The following is an 18,342-nucleotide window of genomic DNA, read 5'->3' on the forward strand; positions in this document are numbered from 1 at the left end:
ACTTCATCTGAGTGTTATCTTTGGCGCATGAGCTTAAGTATGCGACTTCCCATTCTTGCCGCCGCCGCGCTGCTCAGCTCCGCTGCCGCCGCTTCCGCCGATCTCAAACAGGGCCAGAGCATTTATCAAACCAACTGCGCGGCCTGCCACGGAGCCAAAGCGCAGGGTGGCCTCGGCCCCAAGCTGTCGGGCGAGGCGGCCAACTGGAGCGCGGCGATCTTCCAGCGGGCACTGCTCAAAAATATAAACGACAACGGAAAAATGTTCAAAGCGCCGATGCCGTTTTGGGGCAAGGTCGGCTTCGCGGGTGACAAGGGCAAAGCGCCGACCAAAACCGAGCTGGTGGCGCTGCAAGCTTACTTAAAAACCTTCAAGTAAGCGTTTCTTACTTCCGCACCGCCCTGAGCACTTTAAAGCCGCCCTCCCGCACCACCTCTTCTACGGTGGCCCAACTGGAGAGCGGCTTTTCGTAGGGCAAAAAGTCGTTGGCGACAAAGTAAGCTACGCCCTCGGCATTCAAGCGGCGCTGGGCGGTGGCCAGAAATTCGGCAGCCACGTCCAGCACCACGCCGCGCCCCACGTGAAAGGGCGGGTTGGACAAAATCAGATCGAAGGTGCGTTCTCCCAAAGCCGCGTCCACGTCGCTGTGAATGACTTCTCCCGTGAGTTGGTTGGCCGCCAGCGTTTGCTCAGCGCTCCTGACGCTGCTCAGATCGGCGTCGGCCAGCGTCACGGCAGCGCCCTGCTTGGCCGCCCACGCGCCGATGACGCCCGCGCCGCAGCCCAAATCCAGCACGGTTTTGCCGCCAAGTTCCAGGCCCTCCACTGTTCTGAGCAGCAGCGCGGTGGCCTTGTCTATCTTCGCCGCGCTGAACACGCCGGGCAGGGCAACCACTTTAAGGCCGTCATGCTCGTAGGTTTCGGGTGCGGGCTGCGGCGGCGTGGGGCCGGGACGGCGCACCAGTTTGGCGACCCGGAGTCCGCCGTCCTTGGCGATGGTTTCACCGATGCCGAAAACGGCCGACGCCGCCCGCACGTAGCGGTCAAAGCCTTTGTCTTTGTCGCCGGCCAAGTACAGGATGCCGCCCGGCGGCGTGCAGGCGTGCGCCCAGGCCACTTGTGCCTGAATATAAGCGTTGCCCCTGTCGCCAGCCAAAATCAGCGTGACGGTAGGCGAGCGCTCCAGCGTGTCGCCGGGAGCGGCCACTTGCGGACTCAGGTTGGCCGCACGCAAAACGGCCAGCGCGGGGGCCGAACCCTCCACTGCCCGCAAGGTCACGCCGGTTAAGCTGGCGAGCAGGCCGCCCAGCGCCGTCAAATCCAGCACCTCGCCTTTGACCCGCTGGCGCATCAGGGTTTCAGTCAGGAGCGCCTGAGCGCCGTCAATACCCGGAGCGCCGCGCACGCCGGATTTGGTCAGGGCCGTCAGGCGGTCTAAGCGCGGCGGCAATTCGGCGGGGGTGATCTCAAAGTAACCCGCTTTGGGAGCCGCCGGAGCTTGCGGCTCGGGGCGGCGCAACTTGAGTTTTCGGGTTGGGTTGGACGTTTTGCGGGGGCCGGTCATGCGCCGAGTGTACGGGATTGAGGCGGCGCTTGGCCTACTCCGCGCTCACTGCCCCGTCCAGCGCTTCGCCTTCCGCACCGGATTTGCCGACCACCAGCAACCAGCCCGCGCCCAGGATCGCCGCCAGCACCGAGGCCAGCAGCACACCGAGTTTGGCCTGGGTCAGCAGCGCCTCATTGCCAAAGGCCAGATTGGAGACAAACAAGCTCATGGTAAAGCCGATGCCTGCCAGTAGCCCCGCACCGACCATGTGGCCCCAGTGGACGCGGTCAGGCAAAGCAGCCAGCTTAAAGCGCACCGCCAGCCACGCGAAGCCCACCACACCCAGCGGTTTACCGAGCAGCAGCCCCAGCAGCACGCCCAGTGACACCACACCCAGCCCCGCGCCGCCGCCAATGGCGACCCCAGCATTCATCAGGGCGAAGGCGGGCAGCACCGCGTAGGTGACGAACGGGTGAATGGCGTGTTCGAGTCGGTGCAGCGGGCTTTGGGAACGCTCCAGCAGGTCTTCGAGGTCGAGCAGGCGGGCTTCTTCTTCTTCGCCTTCGGTGGGCCTCGGCGCGGCGTTCAGTGAGGCCAAGTAGCCAGCCGGATCAGGCCTGCGAATCGGCACGGCCAGCGCCAGCAGCACCCCCGCTAGGGTGGCATGCAGGCCGGATTCCAGCACGAAAAACCACAGGAACGCGCCCAGCACCGCGTAAATTTTGAGGCTGAACAACCCGCGCCAGCCTGCAAAGAGGGCCAACCCCCAAGTCAGGGCGGCCAGCGCCAAAAAAGTCAGGTTGAGACCGGAAGTATAAAAAAAGGCGATGACCAGCACCGCGCCCAGATCGTCCACGATGGCCAGCGCTGTCAAAAAGATTTTGAGGCCCAGCGGCACCCGTGAGCCCAACAACGCCAGAACGCCCAGCGCGAAGGCGATGTCGGTGGCCATCGGCACGCCCCAGCCCGACGCGCCCACGCCGCCGCCGTTCACGAGCGCATAAAGGCCCGCCGGAAGCAGCATTCCGCCTGCGGCGGCGGCCACTGCCAGGGTCGCCTTGCGGCGCGAGGCCAACTCACCAATCAAGAGTTCGCGCTTGATCTCTAAGCCCACCAACAGGAAAAACACCGCCATCAAGCCGTCGTTGGCCCAGTGCTCCAGGGAAAGCTTGAGTTCTGAGCTGCCCAGCGTCAATTTGAAATAGGTGGAGCGCAGATCAAAATAATTGACAGCCCAAGGCGAATTGGCCCAAGCAAAGGCGAAGATGGCCACGCAAACCAGCAGTACGCCTGCGAACGCTTCATTTTGCACGAACCGAATAAAGGGCGTCAGTGCGGGCTTAAGGACGGACGGTAAACTCATCAAATCTCCCGAAGGGGCAACATCAAATCAACAAATCCCGCGTTGATCGCCGGTTGGGGCAATGCAGACGCGGGACTTAGGGCAAATCGGTCATTACTTGGTCGGCAGCGGCGGCGGATTGGTGGGCGTGGCGGTGCAGGTGCCGACCAAAACCGTGGATTCGCTTTGCCGCTTGAGGGTCAGCACGCCGGTCAGCGGCAAGCTCTCCACGTTCTTGGACAAGCACTCGTAGCGGTTGACGCCGCCGCCAGCCGCCGCTTCATTCCACACGAAGCTGGCTTTTTTGAGTTGGTCGCTGTTGGTGTACGACACGTACTGGTAACTTCCGCTCGGCACCTGCGCGGCGGTGGCCTGGTCAGCCACGCTGAGGGTGCCGCTGCCGTCCTGAACTTCGACCAGGGTCGGCACCGAGAGCGTTTTGCTCAGCGAAGTGCCGGAGAGCTGCCCGCTGATGGCCCACGTCTGACCAACGATCAGCGGCCCGGCGCTCTTGCGCGAAGGCGAGGTATCGATCACATTGCCCAGAACGGGCGCACAGGAGCTGAGCATCAGACCGCCCAGCAAAGCGGGCAGACCCAAGCGGGCGACGTTCTTATTCAAGCTGTTCTGGCTAGACATACGCTCAGCATACGGGGATTTGGTGAGGAGCGCCGAAAGTCGGTCAATGACGGGTGATGAGTGGCTGGGCCGCTTAAACAAATGTCTAAGCGGCCCGATGGTGTGAGTTGAAACTAAACCTCGCCCCGCGCAAAAGCGCTCATCAGGGTGGGGGCGGCGGTATCGAAGCCCACCACGTCGAGCATGTCGCTGCGCTGCGGATCGGCGATGCTGAACTCGGTGGCGGTCAGGCCCACGACGATCAAGCGGGCGGCGGTGCCGGTTTTCTGGCGGTAGCGGTCTAAGGCGACTTTGGGGTGAACCTGGCCCGCCCACGTTTCGTTGTCGGTGTAGATGACAAACGTGTCCACGTCCACGCCCGCCCCCGCCGCCCACAATATCGGCTGGGCGCAGTCGGTGGCCCCAAAGCTGGCGGACTGGGCCTTTTTCATGGCCGCTTCCAGCGTGTCGCGGGGAGTGATGCCCAGCGCCCGGAACTGATCCGCAAAGCCCATCGTCAGCGCTTCAGGCTCGCTCCGCAGGGCCAACATGCTCATGGCCGCCGCCGCCATGTTGGGCGTCAGGTTCGGCACGCCCGCGACCTGGCCGCCGGTCATCGAGCCGCTGACGTCCAGCGCCAGCAGGTGACGGGTTCCGGCAGGCTGCACCATGCCGAAGGAGGTGTAAAAGGCGTCTTCCAGCGCGTCCACGATGCGGGGAACCGGCAACCAGGTGCCGCTGCCGCGCACGCCCTGACCTGCCGAGTAGACCAAACGAGCCTTGAGCGCGTCCAGCGGGTGAATGCGGCCACGCTTGAGGGCGGCGGGGTCGGTCAAGCGGGCGATCAGCGCGTCGATCAGGGCGCGGTCATTGACGGTCAGCACCCCCACGCGGCTGAGGTTGCCGAGATTGCGCAGCAGCCAGGTCAGGCCGCCGGTCTGGGTGGCTGCCCGGTAGACTTCTGCGCCGCGCAGGTGGGTCGGCACGCCCTCCATCGGCAGACCGTACTCCAGCATCAGCGTGGCCGCTTCGGCGTCGCTGGTGGCTGCTTGGGCCAGCAGATGCCCCTCGATGACGCGCAGGGCTGGAGCCGTATCGCTGTCCACTGGGTCGCCTTCCACTCGGTCGCCTTCCATTTTGTCGCCGTCCACTTTCAGTTCACCGCTCACCATGAACTTCAGCACGGCGTTGCGAATGGGATCGGCGGTTTTGGGGTGGGCCAGCCGCAGCGCGTCGGCCTGCGCCCAACCATCGCGGCTCTTGTACTTGACTGCCCACAGCGCCAGCTTCTCTACGCTCAGCGTTTCGTAGACATTGGCTACGCCGCGCCGGGTCAGCCGTCCCCAGCCGCCCAGCGCCCGCGTGAACGCCAAAAAGTGCAGCAGCATGGTGCCGGTGCGGGCCAGTTCCGGCAGCGCGTTCCAGGCCGCTTGCCGGTCGGCCACGTTGGGCGCAGTCTTGGAGATGAGGGCCAGCACCAGCAGCGCCGGCTCGGGCTTGGGTGCGCGGCCAGCGCAGGCCACTTCCAACGTTAAGCGCAGGGCCAAAGCCGCGTCGCGCTGCACCAAGTCGCGCACGAAGTCGGTGGCCTGCACGGTGTGGGCTTTCACTCCGGCGTAGAAGGTGCCGCCCTCGGTGCCCAGCACCAAAAAGCGGGTCAAGCGGGAGGCGTCGCTGAGAGCGTAAACGAAGCCGCCCGCGTTGTTTTGTACCTGAGAGGCGTCCAGCTTCTGGCGCTGGTGGCGCTGGAGGGGGTTGACGGCGCTGAGCAGGGTTTTCATGGCGGATGGGTTTTTCATGGTTGCGGCCCTCCTTATCAGGGCAAAAGGGTGGGGTGGGCGCGGGGTTCAGGTCGCGCCGAGACGGAAAGTGAAGGTGGGGCGGGTGGGGTTCGAACCCACGACCTTGCCAGTTACGAAGTGGATAACCCTCGCAGCTTCGGCCCAGCCCGTAGGCAAGGCAAGTGTGTGCCTGAGGGAAAACATGCTCTACCAACTGAGCTACCGTCCCAGGTGTTGTGCTTGAAGTACGCAGAAAATAAAGCAGGCTGAGCGGAGTTGCACCGCCGTCTCCCGACTGGTTGCCGGGCGTCTTGACTGCTGGACTAAACCTGCACGCCGTACCAAACCCAAAAGGAAAGATGCTGAGGACGAGGGGTTTGGGCCACGGTAAAGGGACATTTCAAGCCAGGAATCGAACCTGGAGCAGTTGAACGTTCTGCTTGCGCCCCAAAAGTGCCAACGTGGCGATCAAAAAAGGGGGTGTGGGTGAAATAACCGTGACCGCTTCGGCCCTTAGCGCCAGTTCATAGAAAAATTGGCCGGACAAGGAATGGAGCAGGGGGGATTCTTTTCATGAAGATAACCCTGAACCTTCGGCCCGACCAACTCTATTTCGGTTTGAATCAGGGGCCATTTCGGAGTGTCTACACCGCGCTTTGCCCCTGACTGCTTACTCAGTCTAGGGGCCGTTGGCGAGCTTGCCTATCGGCTGTCTGGCGCAGAAGGGTGCTAAGCCAAACGGCGCACTAGACTGCGCTCATGCCGCTGCTCACCCTCTCCATTGACGACACCCGCGCCCACGCCTTGATGCTTCAGCAGCAGCGCGAACTCCGAGTCCTCTACGGCGACACCGACGAGCGCACCGAGCCGTTTGATCCGGCAACGCTGGCGGGCGGCGTGCTGCTGGGCTACGAGGAGAACGGCGAACTTCTGGCCATTGGCGGCCTCAAACCCCTGAGCGACGACGATTTCTTGTTCAAGACTGCAGAGATTAAACGGATGTACACCCTGCCGAGCGCCAGAGGCCGCCAGCTGGGCCGCGCCGTGCTGAACGGGCTGATGGCGTGGGCACGCGAAAGTGGCCTGAGCCGCTTGGTGCTGGAAACCGGCGACCTCCAAAAGGAAGCGCTGGGCCTCTATGAAAGCGCCGGATTTACACGGATTGCCAACTTCGGTTACTACACCGGAATGGAAAACAGTTTGTGTTACGGGCTGGATTTCTCAGCCGATGCCCCCGCCTAAAGCGACACCTCAGCGTCTGAGCCGCTAAACTGGCCATTACATGAAGCCTCCCCTATCCAAACCCACGGCCAAGCAGCTTTGGAGCGCTGCTGGACTCGTTTTGCTCAGCGCCTTATTGGTCGGCTGTCCCAAAAAAACGGCATCGGGCGGCGGCGACAACTGCACCGACGAGTTCGCCGCCGGACAGCCGCAGGCCAATGTTGATGTCATCAAGCTGTGCCGCAACGAATACATCAGCGTCTACGACCCGCAGCGCAAAGTCCCGTTGGTGGTGGCCGAGAAGTTGCAGCCCAGCGAGTTTGACGGCTCGGTCAGCCGCGCCGATAACTTCAAGCCTGACCCCGACCTCAGCGCCCCGCAGAGTGCGTCGCTCAACGACTACCGGAAATCTGGCTACGCACGCGGCCACATGGCCCCCGCCGCCGACTTCACCAGCAGCGACGAGGCCATGAACCAGTCATTTTATCTGTCCAACATGGTGCCGCAGGACTCGGGAATGAACAGCGGCATTTGGGCCAGCCTGGAGAGTGCCACCCGCTCGTGCGCCAAGCAGCTCGGCAGCCTTTACGTGATGACCGGCCCCGTTTTTGAAGGCAAACCCAAGACCATTGGCGACGACCAAGTGGCGGTGCCGAGTTCCATTTACAAAATCGTGGTGTCCGGCAACGGAGCGCGGGCGTTTATTTTGCCCAATCGCAAATTGCCGCCCGCCCGCAGCAACTTCTTGCGCTACGCCGTCACAGTGGACGAAGTGCAGCGGGCCACCGGCCTGACCTTTTTCCCGAATGGCGGCGTCAATTTGCAGGCGCACGCCAGCTTTTGCGGCGGCAGCTACGGCAGCTAAACTGGCGAAATGACCCGCGCCCACGACCTTTTTACTGCTCCGAGCGACTTCGCACCGCGCAGCGCTTGGCAGCGGGAATGCAGCGGCTGCGGCGCGTGCTGCGCGGCCCCCGACATCGCTGCCCTCAGCAAGCCGCTGGGCGTGCCTTGCCAGCATCTCGGCGCAGGCTGCTTGTGCCAGATTTACCTGGATCGCCCCCCAATCTGCCGCAACTACGCGCCGGACTGGGTCTGCGGCGAAGTCTCGGCGCTGCCGACCTTGGCGGCGCGGGTGGCGAGGTTTCTGGCAATTTATGGATTAGACGATTAGGGCTTGAGTTCCAGCCGCGCCAGTATCTCATCCAGTTGCGCGGCGAGAGCGGCCTCGTCTCCCCCGTTGTCGAGCACTACGTCGGCCAGCTCACGCTTTTTTGCGGCGGGCATTTGGGCCGCGTCGCGGGCCAGGGCCGCCTCGCGGCTGAGATTGTCTCGGGCCAGCACACGCTCTAGGCGAACTTCGAGCGGCGCATCGACCAGCAGCACCACGTCAAACAGGTGATGGCTACCACCCTCGAACAGCAGTGGCACGTCTTGAAAGATGGTGCCTGCGCCTGCTGCGACGGCGGCTTGTTCCAGCGCGGCCATTCTTGCCCTGACACGGGGATGAACGATGGCGTTGAGTTTGGCAAGTTCTTCAGGATGGCCGAACACCCGGGCCGAGAGGGCAGGGCGGTCAAGTTCTGCGCCCACCACCACGCCCGCAAACGCAGCTTCAATGTCGCGGAGGGTCTGCGGCTCACGGGTCACCAAGCGGGCCTGCTCGTCGGCGTCCAGTACCGTGAAGCCGCGCTGACGCAGCAAGCGGGTCAGGGTACTTTTGCCCGCGCCGATAGAGCCAGTCAAACCGATGCGCCGAGGGGAAGGGGACATCCCTTGAGTGTAGCGGCAAAGCTCAGCGGTAAGTGCTCAAGTCACTTAAAGCGTCGTCGCACAGCAGCGTGAGCGTCAGCGTGAGCAGTAAAAGAGGCACCCACCAATTGACCGACGAGGTGGCCAGCAGGCCCGCACCAGTCAGCCACATCGCCGCCAAGCGGGGCCACTGACGCGGTTGCCGGGCCAGCCAAGTACTTTGCAGCAGGGCCGCGCTCAGCACCGCCGCACCCCAGAGGTGTACCGGCTGCGTCTCAGCGCTGATCAGGCCCAGCCAGCAGAGGATCATGCCGAGAAGGCCACTGAGCAGCAGCAGCAGCAGCGGCGCACCGAACGCAGGCCAAAGTGCGCCGCGCCGGAGCTTGGACGGATCTTGGTGACGCTGAGCCAGTTGGCGCAGGCGGGCCTGCATCAGCGCTGAGAGCCATTCCAAAGCGCCGAACAAAAGCAGCGGCAACACCAGCACGCCGCTGCCCACCCGCCACGCCAGCGCCACGAAAGCCAGCGCACAGGCCCAGCCGTAGCCGATCAGCGGCCAAGCGCTGAGGCCAGAGAACTGATTTTGCAACTCGGCCCAGCGGGCACCCAGCGGCAAAGGTAGCGCTGCGGCCTGCACGGGAGCCCCGCCTGCTTGGTCAGCTGGCCTGCCGCCCCACTGCGCTGAATCCCTCTGTACCAAACTCTGCTGCGCTGAACCTTGCTGCACCAAACTCGGTTGAGTGACCCACAGCGCCGCCCCCACTGCCGCGCCCACTAGGGCCAGCAGGAGGGCCACTCCCCAGTCCATACTCCCCCCACCGAACGCGGACGAAGACAGTAACGAGGCCAGCACCCAAACCGCGCCGAACACCGCGACCACCAGCGGCCAACGCGCCAGCGCCAGCAGCACGCCTGCCGAAATGAGCGCCGCGCTGTAACCGCCGCCCAGCAGCGCTCCCAACACGGCGCTGGACAGCGCGGGCGTCTCCGGCGAGGCTCGGCCCAACAGCAGCGCTGCCAGCGCCCCCAAAATGCCACCCGCCAGAGTTCCCCACAGCAAGCGGGGACGCAGCTGCTGGGGAGCGAGCTGCGAGACTTGCCGCAGCCACGAGAGCCGCAGGCCGGTGCCCCAAGCCGCCACCCCTGCGGCGGCCAAAGCGCTCAGCGCTTCTCGCAGACCCAAAAGGTGAGCGCTGCCCAGCGCCGCGCCGCCGATGAGCAGCAGCAGCGGCCCGCGCCACAGCCAGCGGCGAGACGGCAGCAAAAGAGCGATTAAACTCACCGCTCGGCGCGGGCCAATTTTGAGGGCGTACAACTGCTCGGCGGTGTCGAACAGCCCGCCGAGGTTGTAGCGTCCGCGCAAAATTTCGTCGCTGTAACCTTCCTCTTCCAAAATGGCCGCCAGTTCCTCGGGATCGGCGGCTTGGCGGCGCTCAAGGCGAAGCTGCTTTGCCAGCGCCCGAAGCAAGTCGTTGGGCAGCGGCTGGTCAAGATGCAGCGGCTCAGCTTCCTGGGGTGGTTCGGGCAGCGGCGAGGTTTCCAAAGTATCGGGCCCGCGCCGGTTGAACAAGTTCACTGATTTTCTCCAAAGTCAAAATCGCCGAGTTCAAGCTCATGTGGAAAACCGAGATCGAGTTTCGTCTCCGCCCAGGGCTTGTGGCCCCAATCGGTTTCGGCGGCGCTGCCAAAGATCTGTTCGCACAGCTCCCGCTGCAAGTCCAGCCAGCCGTCGGAGGAAAAGAGCACTGAGCGGGCGCGGGCCGATTCCCCCAAAGTGCGCCGCAGCGGAGCGTTTTCCAGCAGCCGCAAAATGTGCGACGACAGCGCCAGCAAGTCCTGCGCCGCGCACAGCACCCCAGCTTCGCACACCACTTCTGCCGAGCTTTCCTCACGCGGAGCGATGATGGCCCGGCCCAGCGTCATGGCTTCCAAGAGCGCTGAAGGCACTTCATAAGCCGAGCCCGTCACCACCACCACTTGTCCGGCGCGGTAGACCTCGGCCCGATCGTTGGGCAGCGCTTCCAGCGTGACGCAGCGCTCAAGGCGCAAGCTGGTAATCAACTCCCCAACCCAGGCCCGGTAAGCGGGAAAGCCCGCCACCGGCTGACCAAACAACTTCAGGCGGGCGTCCAGCCGCTGACGGCGCACCAAGTCAAAGGCCCTCAGCAGCGTTTCAAGCTGCTCTTCGGGCCGCCACTCGCCGCACCACACCACCGCCGCTTGTTCCGGCTCAGGGCTGATAGGCTGGTCTGCCCAAGCCGTGCGGGTCAGTTGCAAGCCACCGCTCCTGAGCAGTGTGCGGGCCGGAGGCGCACCCAGATGCTCTTGCCAGCGCCTCACCCGCGCCGAACCGGCCACCACCTTACTGGCCTGCCGGTACACCGCCCGCGAAAGCAAGCGCTCAAAGCGCAGTTGCATGATTTTTTGGCCCAGCGGCACGCGGCGGCGGCGAAATTCGAGGTAGTGCTGGCGCAAAGTGGCCTGCGGCTCCAGCAAGATAAACGGCGTGCCGCGCCGCCACAGGCCGTGCAGCGCCGCCAAACCTGCCGCGCCGCTGCCCTGCGCCTGCGCCAACTCGGCGGCGGGCGGCAAATACGCTAAGGGACGCAGCGCTCCGCAGAGCCACTCGGCGAGGGCCAAGGCGTCGGTAATGCTGGGCACCGGCAAGCGCGGGCGCAAATTGGGGCGGGCCACCTGCTGCCAGGCCCACAAAATTTGCCGCGCCGCTTGGCCGCTCAGCAATATGGCCGTCAGTGAACCTGAACCGGCCAGCTCACTCAGAGCCTGCAAACTCTCGGTGAAGGCGGTGGCGTCCGGCACACACAGACCCGTGACCAAACTGGCCAAGGCGTCTTCGACTTCACTTTTTTCGGCGGCTGAAAAAGTGGGGTGCTGCGGTTCCGGCGCAAAAAGTGACCAGACTTGAGCTTCGGCTGCGTGTGGCAACGGCTGATTGGAAAGCGCAGGCAGGGGCGCAACCATGTGGCCCGGGGCGGTGCGGGCCAGCAGCCGCACTTGAAAATGCATCTCCGGCATTCCTGTCAACAGCTGACGAAGCCAGCCGCCTTCATCGGTGAGCGCGGCGGCCTCCTCGGTGTAGAGGGTGATGACGCGGCGCTGCGCCCCGAGGAGCGGCGCAGGCTCGGCCTGAAAAGCGAGTGGCGCTCGGCTCAGCGGCATGACGCCGCCAGAATCCAAGATCTTATACAAAAGTTTACCCGCGCCACAGCGCTATCTTTTCATGTCTCCCCAAATTCTAAAAGCCAGTTTCTACACATAATTTGCCTGGGAAGCCGCTGGGCATCCGCCTTTGAGTGCAGACGCCTTCGCCTCTTCTTTAGGGATCGCGGTGGAAGCGGCGGCGGTAGCGCCCGCGCAGACTTTGGAGACGCTCGGCCACTGCCAGCGCCCCCGGGTCATAAATGATGCGGCCGCCCCGCGACGCCGCGCCGATGACGAGTCCGGCTGACACCAACACCAGATTTTTGATGATGTACTGGCCTTCGAGGGTGGGCACCAGGGGAAAGACATTGAACGTCTCGCGCTGAAAAAACAGCAGCGGCAAAAAAGTTCCGGCCATCTGCGCCAGCAGCAGCAGTAAGGTGAGGCGCAAAAATCGCCCGGTCAGCAGACCAAGCCCAATGACGCACTCCCACGTCGCCAGCAGCGGCAAACTCACCGCAGGCGGCATCAGGCCAAAGGTCAGCACCGAGATAGTATGGGTAGCCAAGTCCTGCGCCACGCTGATACCCGGGAAGAACTTGAGCACGCCGAACCAGAAAAACACCAACCCCAGTGAAATTCTCAGCAGCATGATGCCGTACAGCGCCCACCAATGAATTATGCGCTCTTCCAATGCATTGATCTTCCAAGTCAAGCTGTTTCCTGCCGGGGCAGGTAAAGCTTTGGCAGCTTCTATGTCGGCGGCTTCTAGGTTGAGATGGAGCGAACCTTCGATTTTTTCTAGGCTTTTTACAGATGGTTTCACGTTACTCTCCAAGAGCACAGGGGAGTTCAAATTCGTCTGGGCTTGCAGTAAAAAGACATAAGCGCCTTCTCAGCATTTAGATGTGCTGATGCTGCGCTGAGCCGAGGCATGCACTGTGCTAGCCTGACGCCGATGCCGATTTACGTCGTTGACAAACCGCTGGGCCTGACCTCGCACGATGTGGTGGGGCGGGCGCGGCGCATCCTGAAAACCAAGCAGGTCGGGCACACCGGCACGCTCGACCCGCTGGCCACCGGCGTGCTGGTGCTGTGCGTGGGCGGCAGCACCAAGCTGGTGCAGTTCATGGAGCGCGACAGCAAGGATTATCTGGCCTTTATCAGTTTGGGCGCGGCCACCCCGACGCTGGACGCCGAGGGGCCAGTCACCGAAACGGCTTTCGTGCCCGAACTGAACACCCACGCCGTCGAAGCGGTCTTACAGCGCTTCACCGGCCCGCAGCAGCAGATTCCGCCGCAGTACAGCGCCCTGCAAGTCGGTGGCGTGCGGGCTTACGCGGTGGCCCGGGCTGGAGGGCAACTCGATTTGCCCGCCCGCAGCGTGACGCTGCACGAACTCAAGTTGCTCGGCATTTACGGCAGCCTCAGCGCCGCGCCGCGCACCTTTTGCCCCGCGCCGGATGGACGTTGGAACGCCAGCCCAGCGGGGATCACGGTTCATTTGCCGCCGCCACTGGGCGACTTTCCCACGCTGCTGGTCTGGGCGCGGGTCGGCAGCGGCACGTACCTGCGCTCGCTGGCCCGCGATGTGGGCGCAGCGCTGGGCGTTCCGGCGCACCTGTCGGGCCTGATCCGCACTAGGGCAGGAAGGTTTGAGCTGTCTCAGGCCGCGCCACTTGAGCAGCTCGGTGAGGCGACGGGGCTGCCCGATCTCAGCGCCATCGACTTGCCGATTCTGGAAGCCACGCCCGAGATGGCCCTGCACCTGCGCCAAGGCAAGCGCCCCACCGACGCACGGGTGGGGCGATTCATGGTGCTGCTCAGCGGCGCACTGGTGGCGGTCGTGGACGGCGACGGGCAACACCTGAAAGTGGTGCGGGCCTGGAGCGAAGAAGCGGGAGAGGGCGGAACGTAAAGCACTGAAAAAAAGCGCAGGCTTCCCGCTCTCTGCCTGTACCTTGGGTAATGTCCGCTTTTTCTGTGAACGTTCAGCTCAAAGCACCTGCGCCAAAATAGGCGTGGTCGTCGGCTGAGCGCTGCCGGAAGGGGGCTCCACGCTGACCGCGAACGTCACTTTGCCGCTCAGCGGCGCGGTCAGGAAGCTGCGGCCATTGAAGACACCCAGCGACTCGGGGGCCGCGCCCAAAACTTGCCACGCTTGGTAAGCCTTGCCCGCCGGAGCGCCCTTGGCCAGCAGCACAAAGGCGCGGCCATCTTGGAGCCTGACGGCTGTACCCAGCTTCTGCCCGTCTTTGGTGTTCAGTTGGGTGGTCACGGCCCCGGCTTGGGTCTGGTAATTGGCGAGTTGCTGTTCGGGTGAGGAGCTGAGGTGCGGCAGCAGCAGCACGGCGGCCACAGCGGCGGCCAGCCCCAACGCGAGCAGCGGGCCGAGGTAAGCGGGGCGCGGTCTGGTGACAAGCGGTTTGGTGACAGGCGGCTCAGAGAGCGGCGGCTGGGGCATCGGCAGGTTGGCAGAGCTGCTGGCGGGCTGCGGGTGTTGCTGCTGCGGTGCGTGTTGCTGAGCCTCAGCCTGCACCCGCTTGAGCAGCCGCTCAGCGCTGCCCGCAGGCACGGGAGCCGGGTCAGCCAACGCTGAAAGCGTATCTTGAAAGGCCCGCAACTCGCTTTGCCAGCGCGGTTCAGAGGTCAGTCGACGCTCGACTTGGGCCGCGTCGCCTGCGTCAAGCAAGCCGAAGACATACAAGCTGAGCATCTCTTCAAATTCGCTCTCCGACTCTGATGGTTCTAATTGTACGTTATTCGGCATCTTGCTGACCTCCTTTGGCTGGATTGATAGACGGAACGCTCGGGGAAAGGGGCGGTGCGGAGGCGGGTGAGGCCACCGGCGTTTCCAAAAAGACCCGCATTTGCGCCAGAGCGCGGCGCAAGTAGGTTTTGATGCTGCCCAGCGGTAGACCGGTGCGCTCATTGAGTTCGCTGTGCGAAAAGCCCTGATAAAACGCCAAAATCACTAGCGTTTTTTCTGGTTCACCGAGGATGTCCACCGCCCGCTGAGCGATGACTTGCTCAATGCGGTCTGGCGAGGCCGTCGGCGCGTCCCACTCTTCGAGGTCTAGACCCGTTTCAGGCCGGTCTCGGAGCGCTTGGAGCATTCGGTTGTGAGCAATCGTGACCAGCCACGTCTTGACGCTGGCCCGGCCAGGATCAAAGCGGCCTGCGGCCTTCCAAGCATTGAAGAAAGCGTCTTGTACACAGGTTTCCACGTCGTCTTGCTGACGCAGCATCCGGCGGCCCAGGCCGTAAAGATACGGAGCGTAGCGCCCGTACAGCGCCGTCAAGGCCGCTTCGTCGCCGCCAGCCATTCGGTTCATCAGCACTTCGTCAGTGTCTTCCACGCACTTTCAGCGTATCACCTTGCTTCCTCTGTGCGCCTCAGCCGCTCGCTCCTGCTGGAGCGGGACTTTAAAATCCACCGGATCAGGCGGCACGACTTCCACTTCCAGGGGTCTGACCCGCCGAACTGGCCGAGCAGATCTGCTTTTTTGCCACCACATTAACGACAATCCCAGCACCGCAGCACCTCCAATAACAAGCTCCAGCATCCGCTTTGTCCTTATGACGAGTTGACCGGTGGAGTCCAATAGGTCAGTGAAAAGTGAAAGAGCGGGGGCCACCTCAAAAGAGGTGACTCCGCCCTTGCTTGAGCGCCCAAGGGGGTGAGCGGCTCATTATGTTTTAAGCGGGAGACGCGGGTTTGGATGTGGCGGGGCGTGAGCTGAGCTGGGGGGAGAGGAATACGGGGCCGCCGCAGCGTTCACCAACGGCAGTCAGTCGTCGGCTCTATTTGGCCAGCCACCTTGTCTCTACGCTGTATCCACCCCGAACTCGCCGACTTTTTCAATCAGAGCGGCTTGAAACTGGCGAGCAAAGTTCACCGTCAAAACGGCGCAATCAACAATCCCGACTCTTTAAAGTCCCAGCTTAAGCGCCCTTATTCAAGCCCCATTTCAAGACACCCAGAGCTGCAAAATTCCCGCCCCCACACAAGCAAAGTCTAGGATTTTGCGCTATACTGAACAGGTTGCCCAGCCGCTTTCCTATTCTGCTCACAGCATAATTTGTGGTAAACTTCGCTGACGGCTCATCTCACCCGTACGGACAGCTAGCAAAGCTCTTCCTGCGCGGCCCCAACTGGAGTATGCATGACTGGAATTCTACCTGTTGACATCACCACCGAAGTCAAGACCAATTTTATCAATTACGCCATGAACGTTATCGTTGACCGTGCCCTACCGGACGTGCGCGACGGCATGAAGCCGGTGCAGCGCCGGATCATGTACGCCATGTTGCAAGAAGGGCTGCTGAGCAACCACAAGCACGCCAAATCGGCGGCAGTGGTCGGCGAAGTGATGAAGAAGTACCACCCGCACGGCGACAGCTCTATCTATGACGCGATGGTGCGCCTAGGGCAGTGGTGGAACATGCGCTACACCTTGGTTGACCCGCAGGGCAACTTCGGCAGCATGGACGGCGACGCGGCGGCGGCCATGCGTTACACCGAAGCCCGCATGACCAAGCTGGCCGAGGAAGTGCTGGCCGACTTGGAAAAAGAAACCGTGATTTCCAAGCCCAATTACGACGAGACCACCGAAGAACCCAGCGTGCTGCCCGCCGCCTTTCCGAATCTGCTGGTCAACGGCGCGTCGGGCATCGCCGTGGGCATGGCCACCAACATCCCGCCGCACAACCTGACCGAGATCATCAACGGGCTGCTGGCGATTACCGAAAAGCCCGGCGACACCGCGCAGGAAAAAGCCGCGCTGATGACGCTCGACGAAATGATGACGCACGTCACCGGCCCCGACTTTCCCACCGGAGGCCGCCTTTCCAAGAGTGGGATTCGGGAAGCGTATTTGACCGGACACTCCGGCCTGAAGGTGCGCGGCAAGGCCCGCATCGAAGAGAAGAATGGACGGCACCAAATCATCATTTCCGAGATTCCTTATCAGGTCAACAAAACCAACTTGATTCAGACCATCTCGGCCATGTACAAAGCCGGCAAGATTCCTGATATCTCGGCTCTGCGCGACGAATCAGACCGCAAAGACCCCGTCCGCATCGTGGTCGAACTCAAACGCAGCGCCATGCCGACGTTGGTGCTCAATCAGCTTTATAAATACACCCAACTGCAAACCACTTTCACGGTAATGAACCTCAGCATCGTGGACGGCCAGCCGCGCGTGTTGCCGCTGATCGACACCATGATGTACTTCCTGGCCCACCGCGCCGACGTGGTAACGCGCCGCACCGTCTACGAACTCAAGCAGGCCAAAGCGCGGGCGCACGTCCTGAACGGGCTGCTCAAAGCGCTGGATCACATCGACGAAGTGATCGCCCTGATTCGCCGCAGCAACACCGGCAGCGAGGCCAAAGACGGTTTGATGCTGCGCTTCGCCTTAGACGACATTCAGGCGCAGGCGATTTTGGATATGCGCCTCCAACGCCTGACCGGCCTAGAACGTGAGCGCTTGCAAGGCGAGTACAACGAACTGATGACCATCGTGACCCGCTTGGAGAGCATCCTGGGCGACAAAAAGCTGCTGTGGCGTGAGATTCGCAAAGAACTGCGCGAGTTGCGCGAGAAGTACGGCGACGAGCGGCGCACCGTGGTCACTGAAGACGAAGAGGACATCAACCGCGAAGATTTGATCGCCGTGGAAGATATGGTCATCACCATGACTCGGGCAGGCTATCTCAAGCGCACCAATCTGGACGCTTACCGCGAGCAAAAACGCGGCGGGCGTGGCTCGTCGGGCGGCAAACTGCGCGAGGAAGACATCAACACCCGCGTCTTTGTCGGCAGCACCCACGATTACCTGCTGTTCTTCACCGATAAAGGCCGCGTCTTCCACGAAAAGATTTACGATCTGCCGGAAGCTGGGCGCGACGCCAAGGGTTCGCACATCCGTAATTTGCTGCCGGGCCTGCGCGAAGAAGAAAACATCGCCTCGGTGCTGAGCGTGGGCGGTTTTGACGAAGCGGGCTGCTTTGTCTTTGCCACCAAGAACGGCATCATCAAAAAGACCCTGATTACCGAGTATTCCAACATCTCCTCGGCGGGATTGATCGCCATCAACTTGCAAGACAACGACGAGCTGATCGGCGTCGGCATCGTCCAAGACGGCGACCATGTGGTGCTGGCCACCAAGAACGGCAAGGCCATGCGCTTTGACTCTGCCGAAGTACGCGACACCGGACGCGCCACCCAGGGCGTCATCGGCATCCGCCTGCGCGAGGGCGAAAGCGACCGAGTGGTCAGCATGACGCTGGTACCGGGAGGCGACGAGAACAGTGAACTGTTGGCCGTCTCGGAATACGGTCTGGGCAAGCGCACCCCTGTTGGCGATTACCCCAGCAAAGGGCGCGGCGGTTTGGGCGTGATTACTTTGGACGTGACCGACAAGACCGGCAGCTTGGTGACGCTGACCCGCGTGGGCGGCAACGAGGAACTGATGGTGCTGACCGAGAAAGGCACCGTGATCCGCACCCGCGTGGACGACATCCGCGTGACGGGCCGGAATGCGCAGGGCGTCAAGGTCATCAATATTCAGGATAAAGACCGCGTCATCAGCGCCTTCTCGGTGCGCCGCGAGGATGAGTTGTAAGCGTCGTAAAGTCTACAGATTGGGCAAAGGTTGCGAGTGGCCTTTGCTCTTTTTCATGGGTGCATCGGCCACTTATTCTCCGACTCATCAAGAACACATCATCTGTGGTTTTGCTCACGTTCCGCTTTAGAAATTGCTCATCAAACTTGAGCGCCCAGCGCTGCTTTTCCTGAGCACTAATGGATCAGAAGGCATGGAACGTGAGGCATGTCAGATTTCTTACGTTTGTGATCTAAACATTGATTAAAGAAACAAAACTGTTTACAAAATTGTGACTTAAGTGTAGACTGT

16 protein-coding genes and 2 tRNA genes are annotated in these 18,342 nt (G+C 62.4%); 6 read left to right on the forward strand and 12 right to left on the reverse strand.

The features are described from left to right. Positions 1 to 39: 39 nt before the first annotated feature. Complete coding sequence (locus FNU79_RS05695) at positions 40 to 378, forward strand: c-type cytochrome (protein WP_143719934.1); 339 nt, start codon at positions 40 to 42, stop codon at positions 376 to 378. Between the two features lie 7 nt (positions 379 to 385). Here the strand turns inward: FNU79_RS05695 and FNU79_RS05700 are convergent, their stop codons facing one another. The 6 genes from FNU79_RS05700 to FNU79_RS19045 form a co-directional block, all read right to left on the reverse strand. Further along, a complete protein-coding gene (locus tag FNU79_RS05700) occupies positions 386 to 1,564 on the reverse strand; it encodes a class I SAM-dependent methyltransferase (protein WP_143719935.1) in 1,179 nt (392 codons plus the stop codon). Positions 1,565 to 1,598: 34 nt separating this feature from the next. Further along, on the reverse strand, positions 1,599 to 2,909 hold the full coding sequence (gene nhaA / locus FNU79_RS05705) for a Na+/H+ antiporter NhaA (protein WP_143719936.1): 1,311 nt from the start codon (positions 2,907 to 2,909) through the stop codon (positions 1,599 to 1,601). Between the two features lie 93 nt (positions 2,910 to 3,002). Then, entirely contained in the window at positions 3,003 to 3,527 is a 525-nt protein-coding gene (locus FNU79_RS05710; protein WP_124867351.1) for a hypothetical protein, read from the reverse strand. A gap of 113 nt (positions 3,528 to 3,640) precedes the next feature. Continuing rightward, positions 3,641 to 5,305, reverse strand: a complete 1,665-nt coding sequence (gene rsr, locus FNU79_RS05715) for an RNA-binding protein Rsr (RefSeq protein ID WP_225429906.1) — start codon at positions 5,303 to 5,305, stop codon at positions 3,641 to 3,643. 77 nt (positions 5,306 to 5,382) lie between these two features. Beyond that, a tRNA-OTHER gene (locus FNU79_RS19040) sits at positions 5,383 to 5,516 on the reverse strand. 31 nt (positions 5,517 to 5,547) lie between these two features. After that, positions 5,548 to 5,620 (reverse strand) — tRNA-Gly (locus tag FNU79_RS19045). 426 nt (positions 5,621 to 6,046) lie between these two features. Here FNU79_RS19045 and FNU79_RS05720 point away from each other — a divergent pair. The 3 genes from FNU79_RS05720 to FNU79_RS05730 are packed head-to-tail and all read left to right on the forward strand — an operon-like array spanning position 6,047 to position 7,682. Beyond that, a complete protein-coding gene (locus FNU79_RS05720; RefSeq protein ID WP_143719937.1) occupies positions 6,047 to 6,529 on the forward strand; it encodes a GNAT family N-acetyltransferase in 483 nt (160 codons plus the stop codon). 40 nt (positions 6,530 to 6,569) lie between these two features. Next, positions 6,570 to 7,373 (forward strand): DNA/RNA non-specific endonuclease, encoded by an 804-nt coding sequence (locus FNU79_RS05725; RefSeq protein ID WP_143719938.1) that lies wholly within the window; start codon positions 6,570 to 6,572, stop codon positions 7,371 to 7,373. A 9-nt stretch (positions 7,374 to 7,382) separates the two neighbouring features. Beyond that, entirely contained in the window at positions 7,383 to 7,682 is a 300-nt protein-coding gene (locus FNU79_RS05730; protein ID WP_143719939.1) for a YkgJ family cysteine cluster protein, read from the forward strand. On the opposite strand, the gene coaE is transcribed toward FNU79_RS05730, so the two are convergent. The 4 genes from coaE to FNU79_RS05750 all read right to left on the reverse strand — a co-directional run bounded on the left by coaE (position 7,679) and on the right by FNU79_RS05750 (position 12,248). Further along, complete coding sequence (gene coaE, locus FNU79_RS05735; RefSeq protein ID WP_143719940.1) at positions 7,679 to 8,281, reverse strand: dephospho-CoA kinase; 603 nt, start codon at positions 8,279 to 8,281, stop codon at positions 7,679 to 7,681. The genes FNU79_RS05730 and coaE overlap by 4 nt on opposite strands. A 22-nt stretch (positions 8,282 to 8,303) precedes the next feature. Then, positions 8,304 to 9,836, reverse strand: a complete 1,533-nt coding sequence (locus FNU79_RS05740) for a hypothetical protein (protein ID WP_143719941.1) — start codon at positions 9,834 to 9,836, stop codon at positions 8,304 to 8,306. Beyond that, a complete protein-coding gene (locus FNU79_RS05745) occupies positions 9,833 to 11,440 on the reverse strand; it encodes a glycosyltransferase (RefSeq protein ID WP_143719942.1) in 1,608 nt (535 codons plus the stop codon). Before FNU79_RS05745 ends, FNU79_RS05740 begins: the two co-directional genes overlap by 4 nt. Positions 11,441 to 11,597: 157 nt before the next feature. Then, positions 11,598 to 12,248: a DoxX family protein gene (locus FNU79_RS05750; protein ID WP_225429907.1), complete on the reverse strand. Its 651-nt coding sequence runs from the start codon at positions 12,246 to 12,248 to the stop codon at positions 11,598 to 11,600. Between the two features lie 132 nt (positions 12,249 to 12,380). Here FNU79_RS05750 and truB point away from each other — a divergent pair, with 132 nt between their 5' ends. Beyond that, the gene (gene truB, locus FNU79_RS05755; protein ID WP_143720094.1) at positions 12,381 to 13,340 is read left to right on the forward strand and encodes a tRNA pseudouridine(55) synthase TruB; all 960 of its coding nucleotides are present in this window, start codon (positions 12,381 to 12,383) and stop codon (positions 13,338 to 13,340) included. 78 nt (positions 13,341 to 13,418) lie between these two features. Here the strand turns inward: truB and FNU79_RS05760 are convergent, their stop codons facing one another. Then, on the reverse strand, positions 13,419 to 14,192 hold the full coding sequence (locus FNU79_RS05760; RefSeq protein WP_185974620.1) for an anti-sigma factor: 774 nt from the start codon (positions 14,190 to 14,192) through the stop codon (positions 13,419 to 13,421). Further along, on the reverse strand, positions 14,182 to 14,781 hold the full coding sequence (locus FNU79_RS05765) for an RNA polymerase sigma factor (protein ID WP_225429908.1): 600 nt from the start codon (positions 14,779 to 14,781) through the stop codon (positions 14,182 to 14,184). Before FNU79_RS05765 ends, FNU79_RS05760 begins: the two co-directional genes overlap by 11 nt. Positions 14,782 to 15,588: 807 nt before the next feature. On the opposite strand from FNU79_RS05765, the gene gyrA reads away from it, so the two are divergent. Then, positions 15,589 to 18,051: a DNA gyrase subunit A gene (gyrA, locus tag FNU79_RS05770; protein WP_143719944.1), complete on the forward strand. Its 2,463-nt coding sequence runs from the start codon at positions 15,589 to 15,591 to the stop codon at positions 18,049 to 18,051. Positions 18,052 to 18,342 lie beyond the last annotated feature (291 nt).

The organism is Deinococcus detaillensis (assembly GCF_007280555.1).
GTDB classification, from domain to species: Bacteria; Deinococcota; Deinococci; order Deinococcales; family Deinococcaceae; genus Deinococcus; species Deinococcus detaillensis.

Excerpts from the sequence above, each read along its gene's own strand:
- coaE (WP_143719940.1), bottom strand. The coding sequence starts at position 8,281 with ATGTCCCCTTCCCCTCGGCGCATCGGTTTGACTGGCTCTATCGGCGCG.
- rsr (WP_225429906.1), bottom strand. The coding sequence starts at position 5,305 with ATGAAAAACCCATCCGCCATGAAAACCCTGCTCAGCGCCGTCAACCCC.
- truB (WP_143720094.1), top strand. The coding sequence starts at position 12,381 with ATGCCGATTTACGTCGTTGACAAACCGCTGGGCCTGACCTCGCACGAT.
- FNU79_RS05725 (WP_143719938.1), top strand. The coding sequence starts at position 6,570 with ATGAAGCCTCCCCTATCCAAACCCACGGCCAAGCAGCTTTGGAGCGCT.
- nhaA (WP_143719936.1), bottom strand. The coding sequence starts at position 2,909 with ATGAGTTTACCGTCCGTCCTTAAGCCCGCACTGACGCCCTTTATTCGG.
- FNU79_RS05730 (WP_143719939.1), top strand. The coding sequence starts at position 7,383 with ATGACCCGCGCCCACGACCTTTTTACTGCTCCGAGCGACTTCGCACCG.
- FNU79_RS05745 (WP_143719942.1), bottom strand. The coding sequence starts at position 11,440 with ATGCCGCTGAGCCGAGCGCCACTCGCTTTTCAGGCCGAGCCTGCGCCG.
- FNU79_RS05700 (WP_143719935.1), bottom strand. The coding sequence starts at position 1,564 with ATGACCGGCCCCCGCAAAACGTCCAACCCAACCCGAAAACTCAAGTTG.
- FNU79_RS05695 (WP_143719934.1), top strand. The coding sequence starts at position 40 with ATGCGACTTCCCATTCTTGCCGCCGCCGCGCTGCTCAGCTCCGCTGCC.
- FNU79_RS05710 (WP_124867351.1), bottom strand. The coding sequence starts at position 3,527 with ATGTCTAGCCAGAACAGCTTGAATAAGAACGTCGCCCGCTTGGGTCTG.
- FNU79_RS05760 (WP_185974620.1), bottom strand. The coding sequence starts at position 14,192 with ATGCCGAATAACGTACAATTAGAACCATCAGAGTCGGAGAGCGAATTT.
- gyrA (WP_143719944.1), top strand. The coding sequence starts at position 15,589 with ATGACTGGAATTCTACCTGTTGACATCACCACCGAAGTCAAGACCAAT.
- FNU79_RS05720 (WP_143719937.1), top strand. The coding sequence starts at position 6,047 with ATGCCGCTGCTCACCCTCTCCATTGACGACACCCGCGCCCACGCCTTG.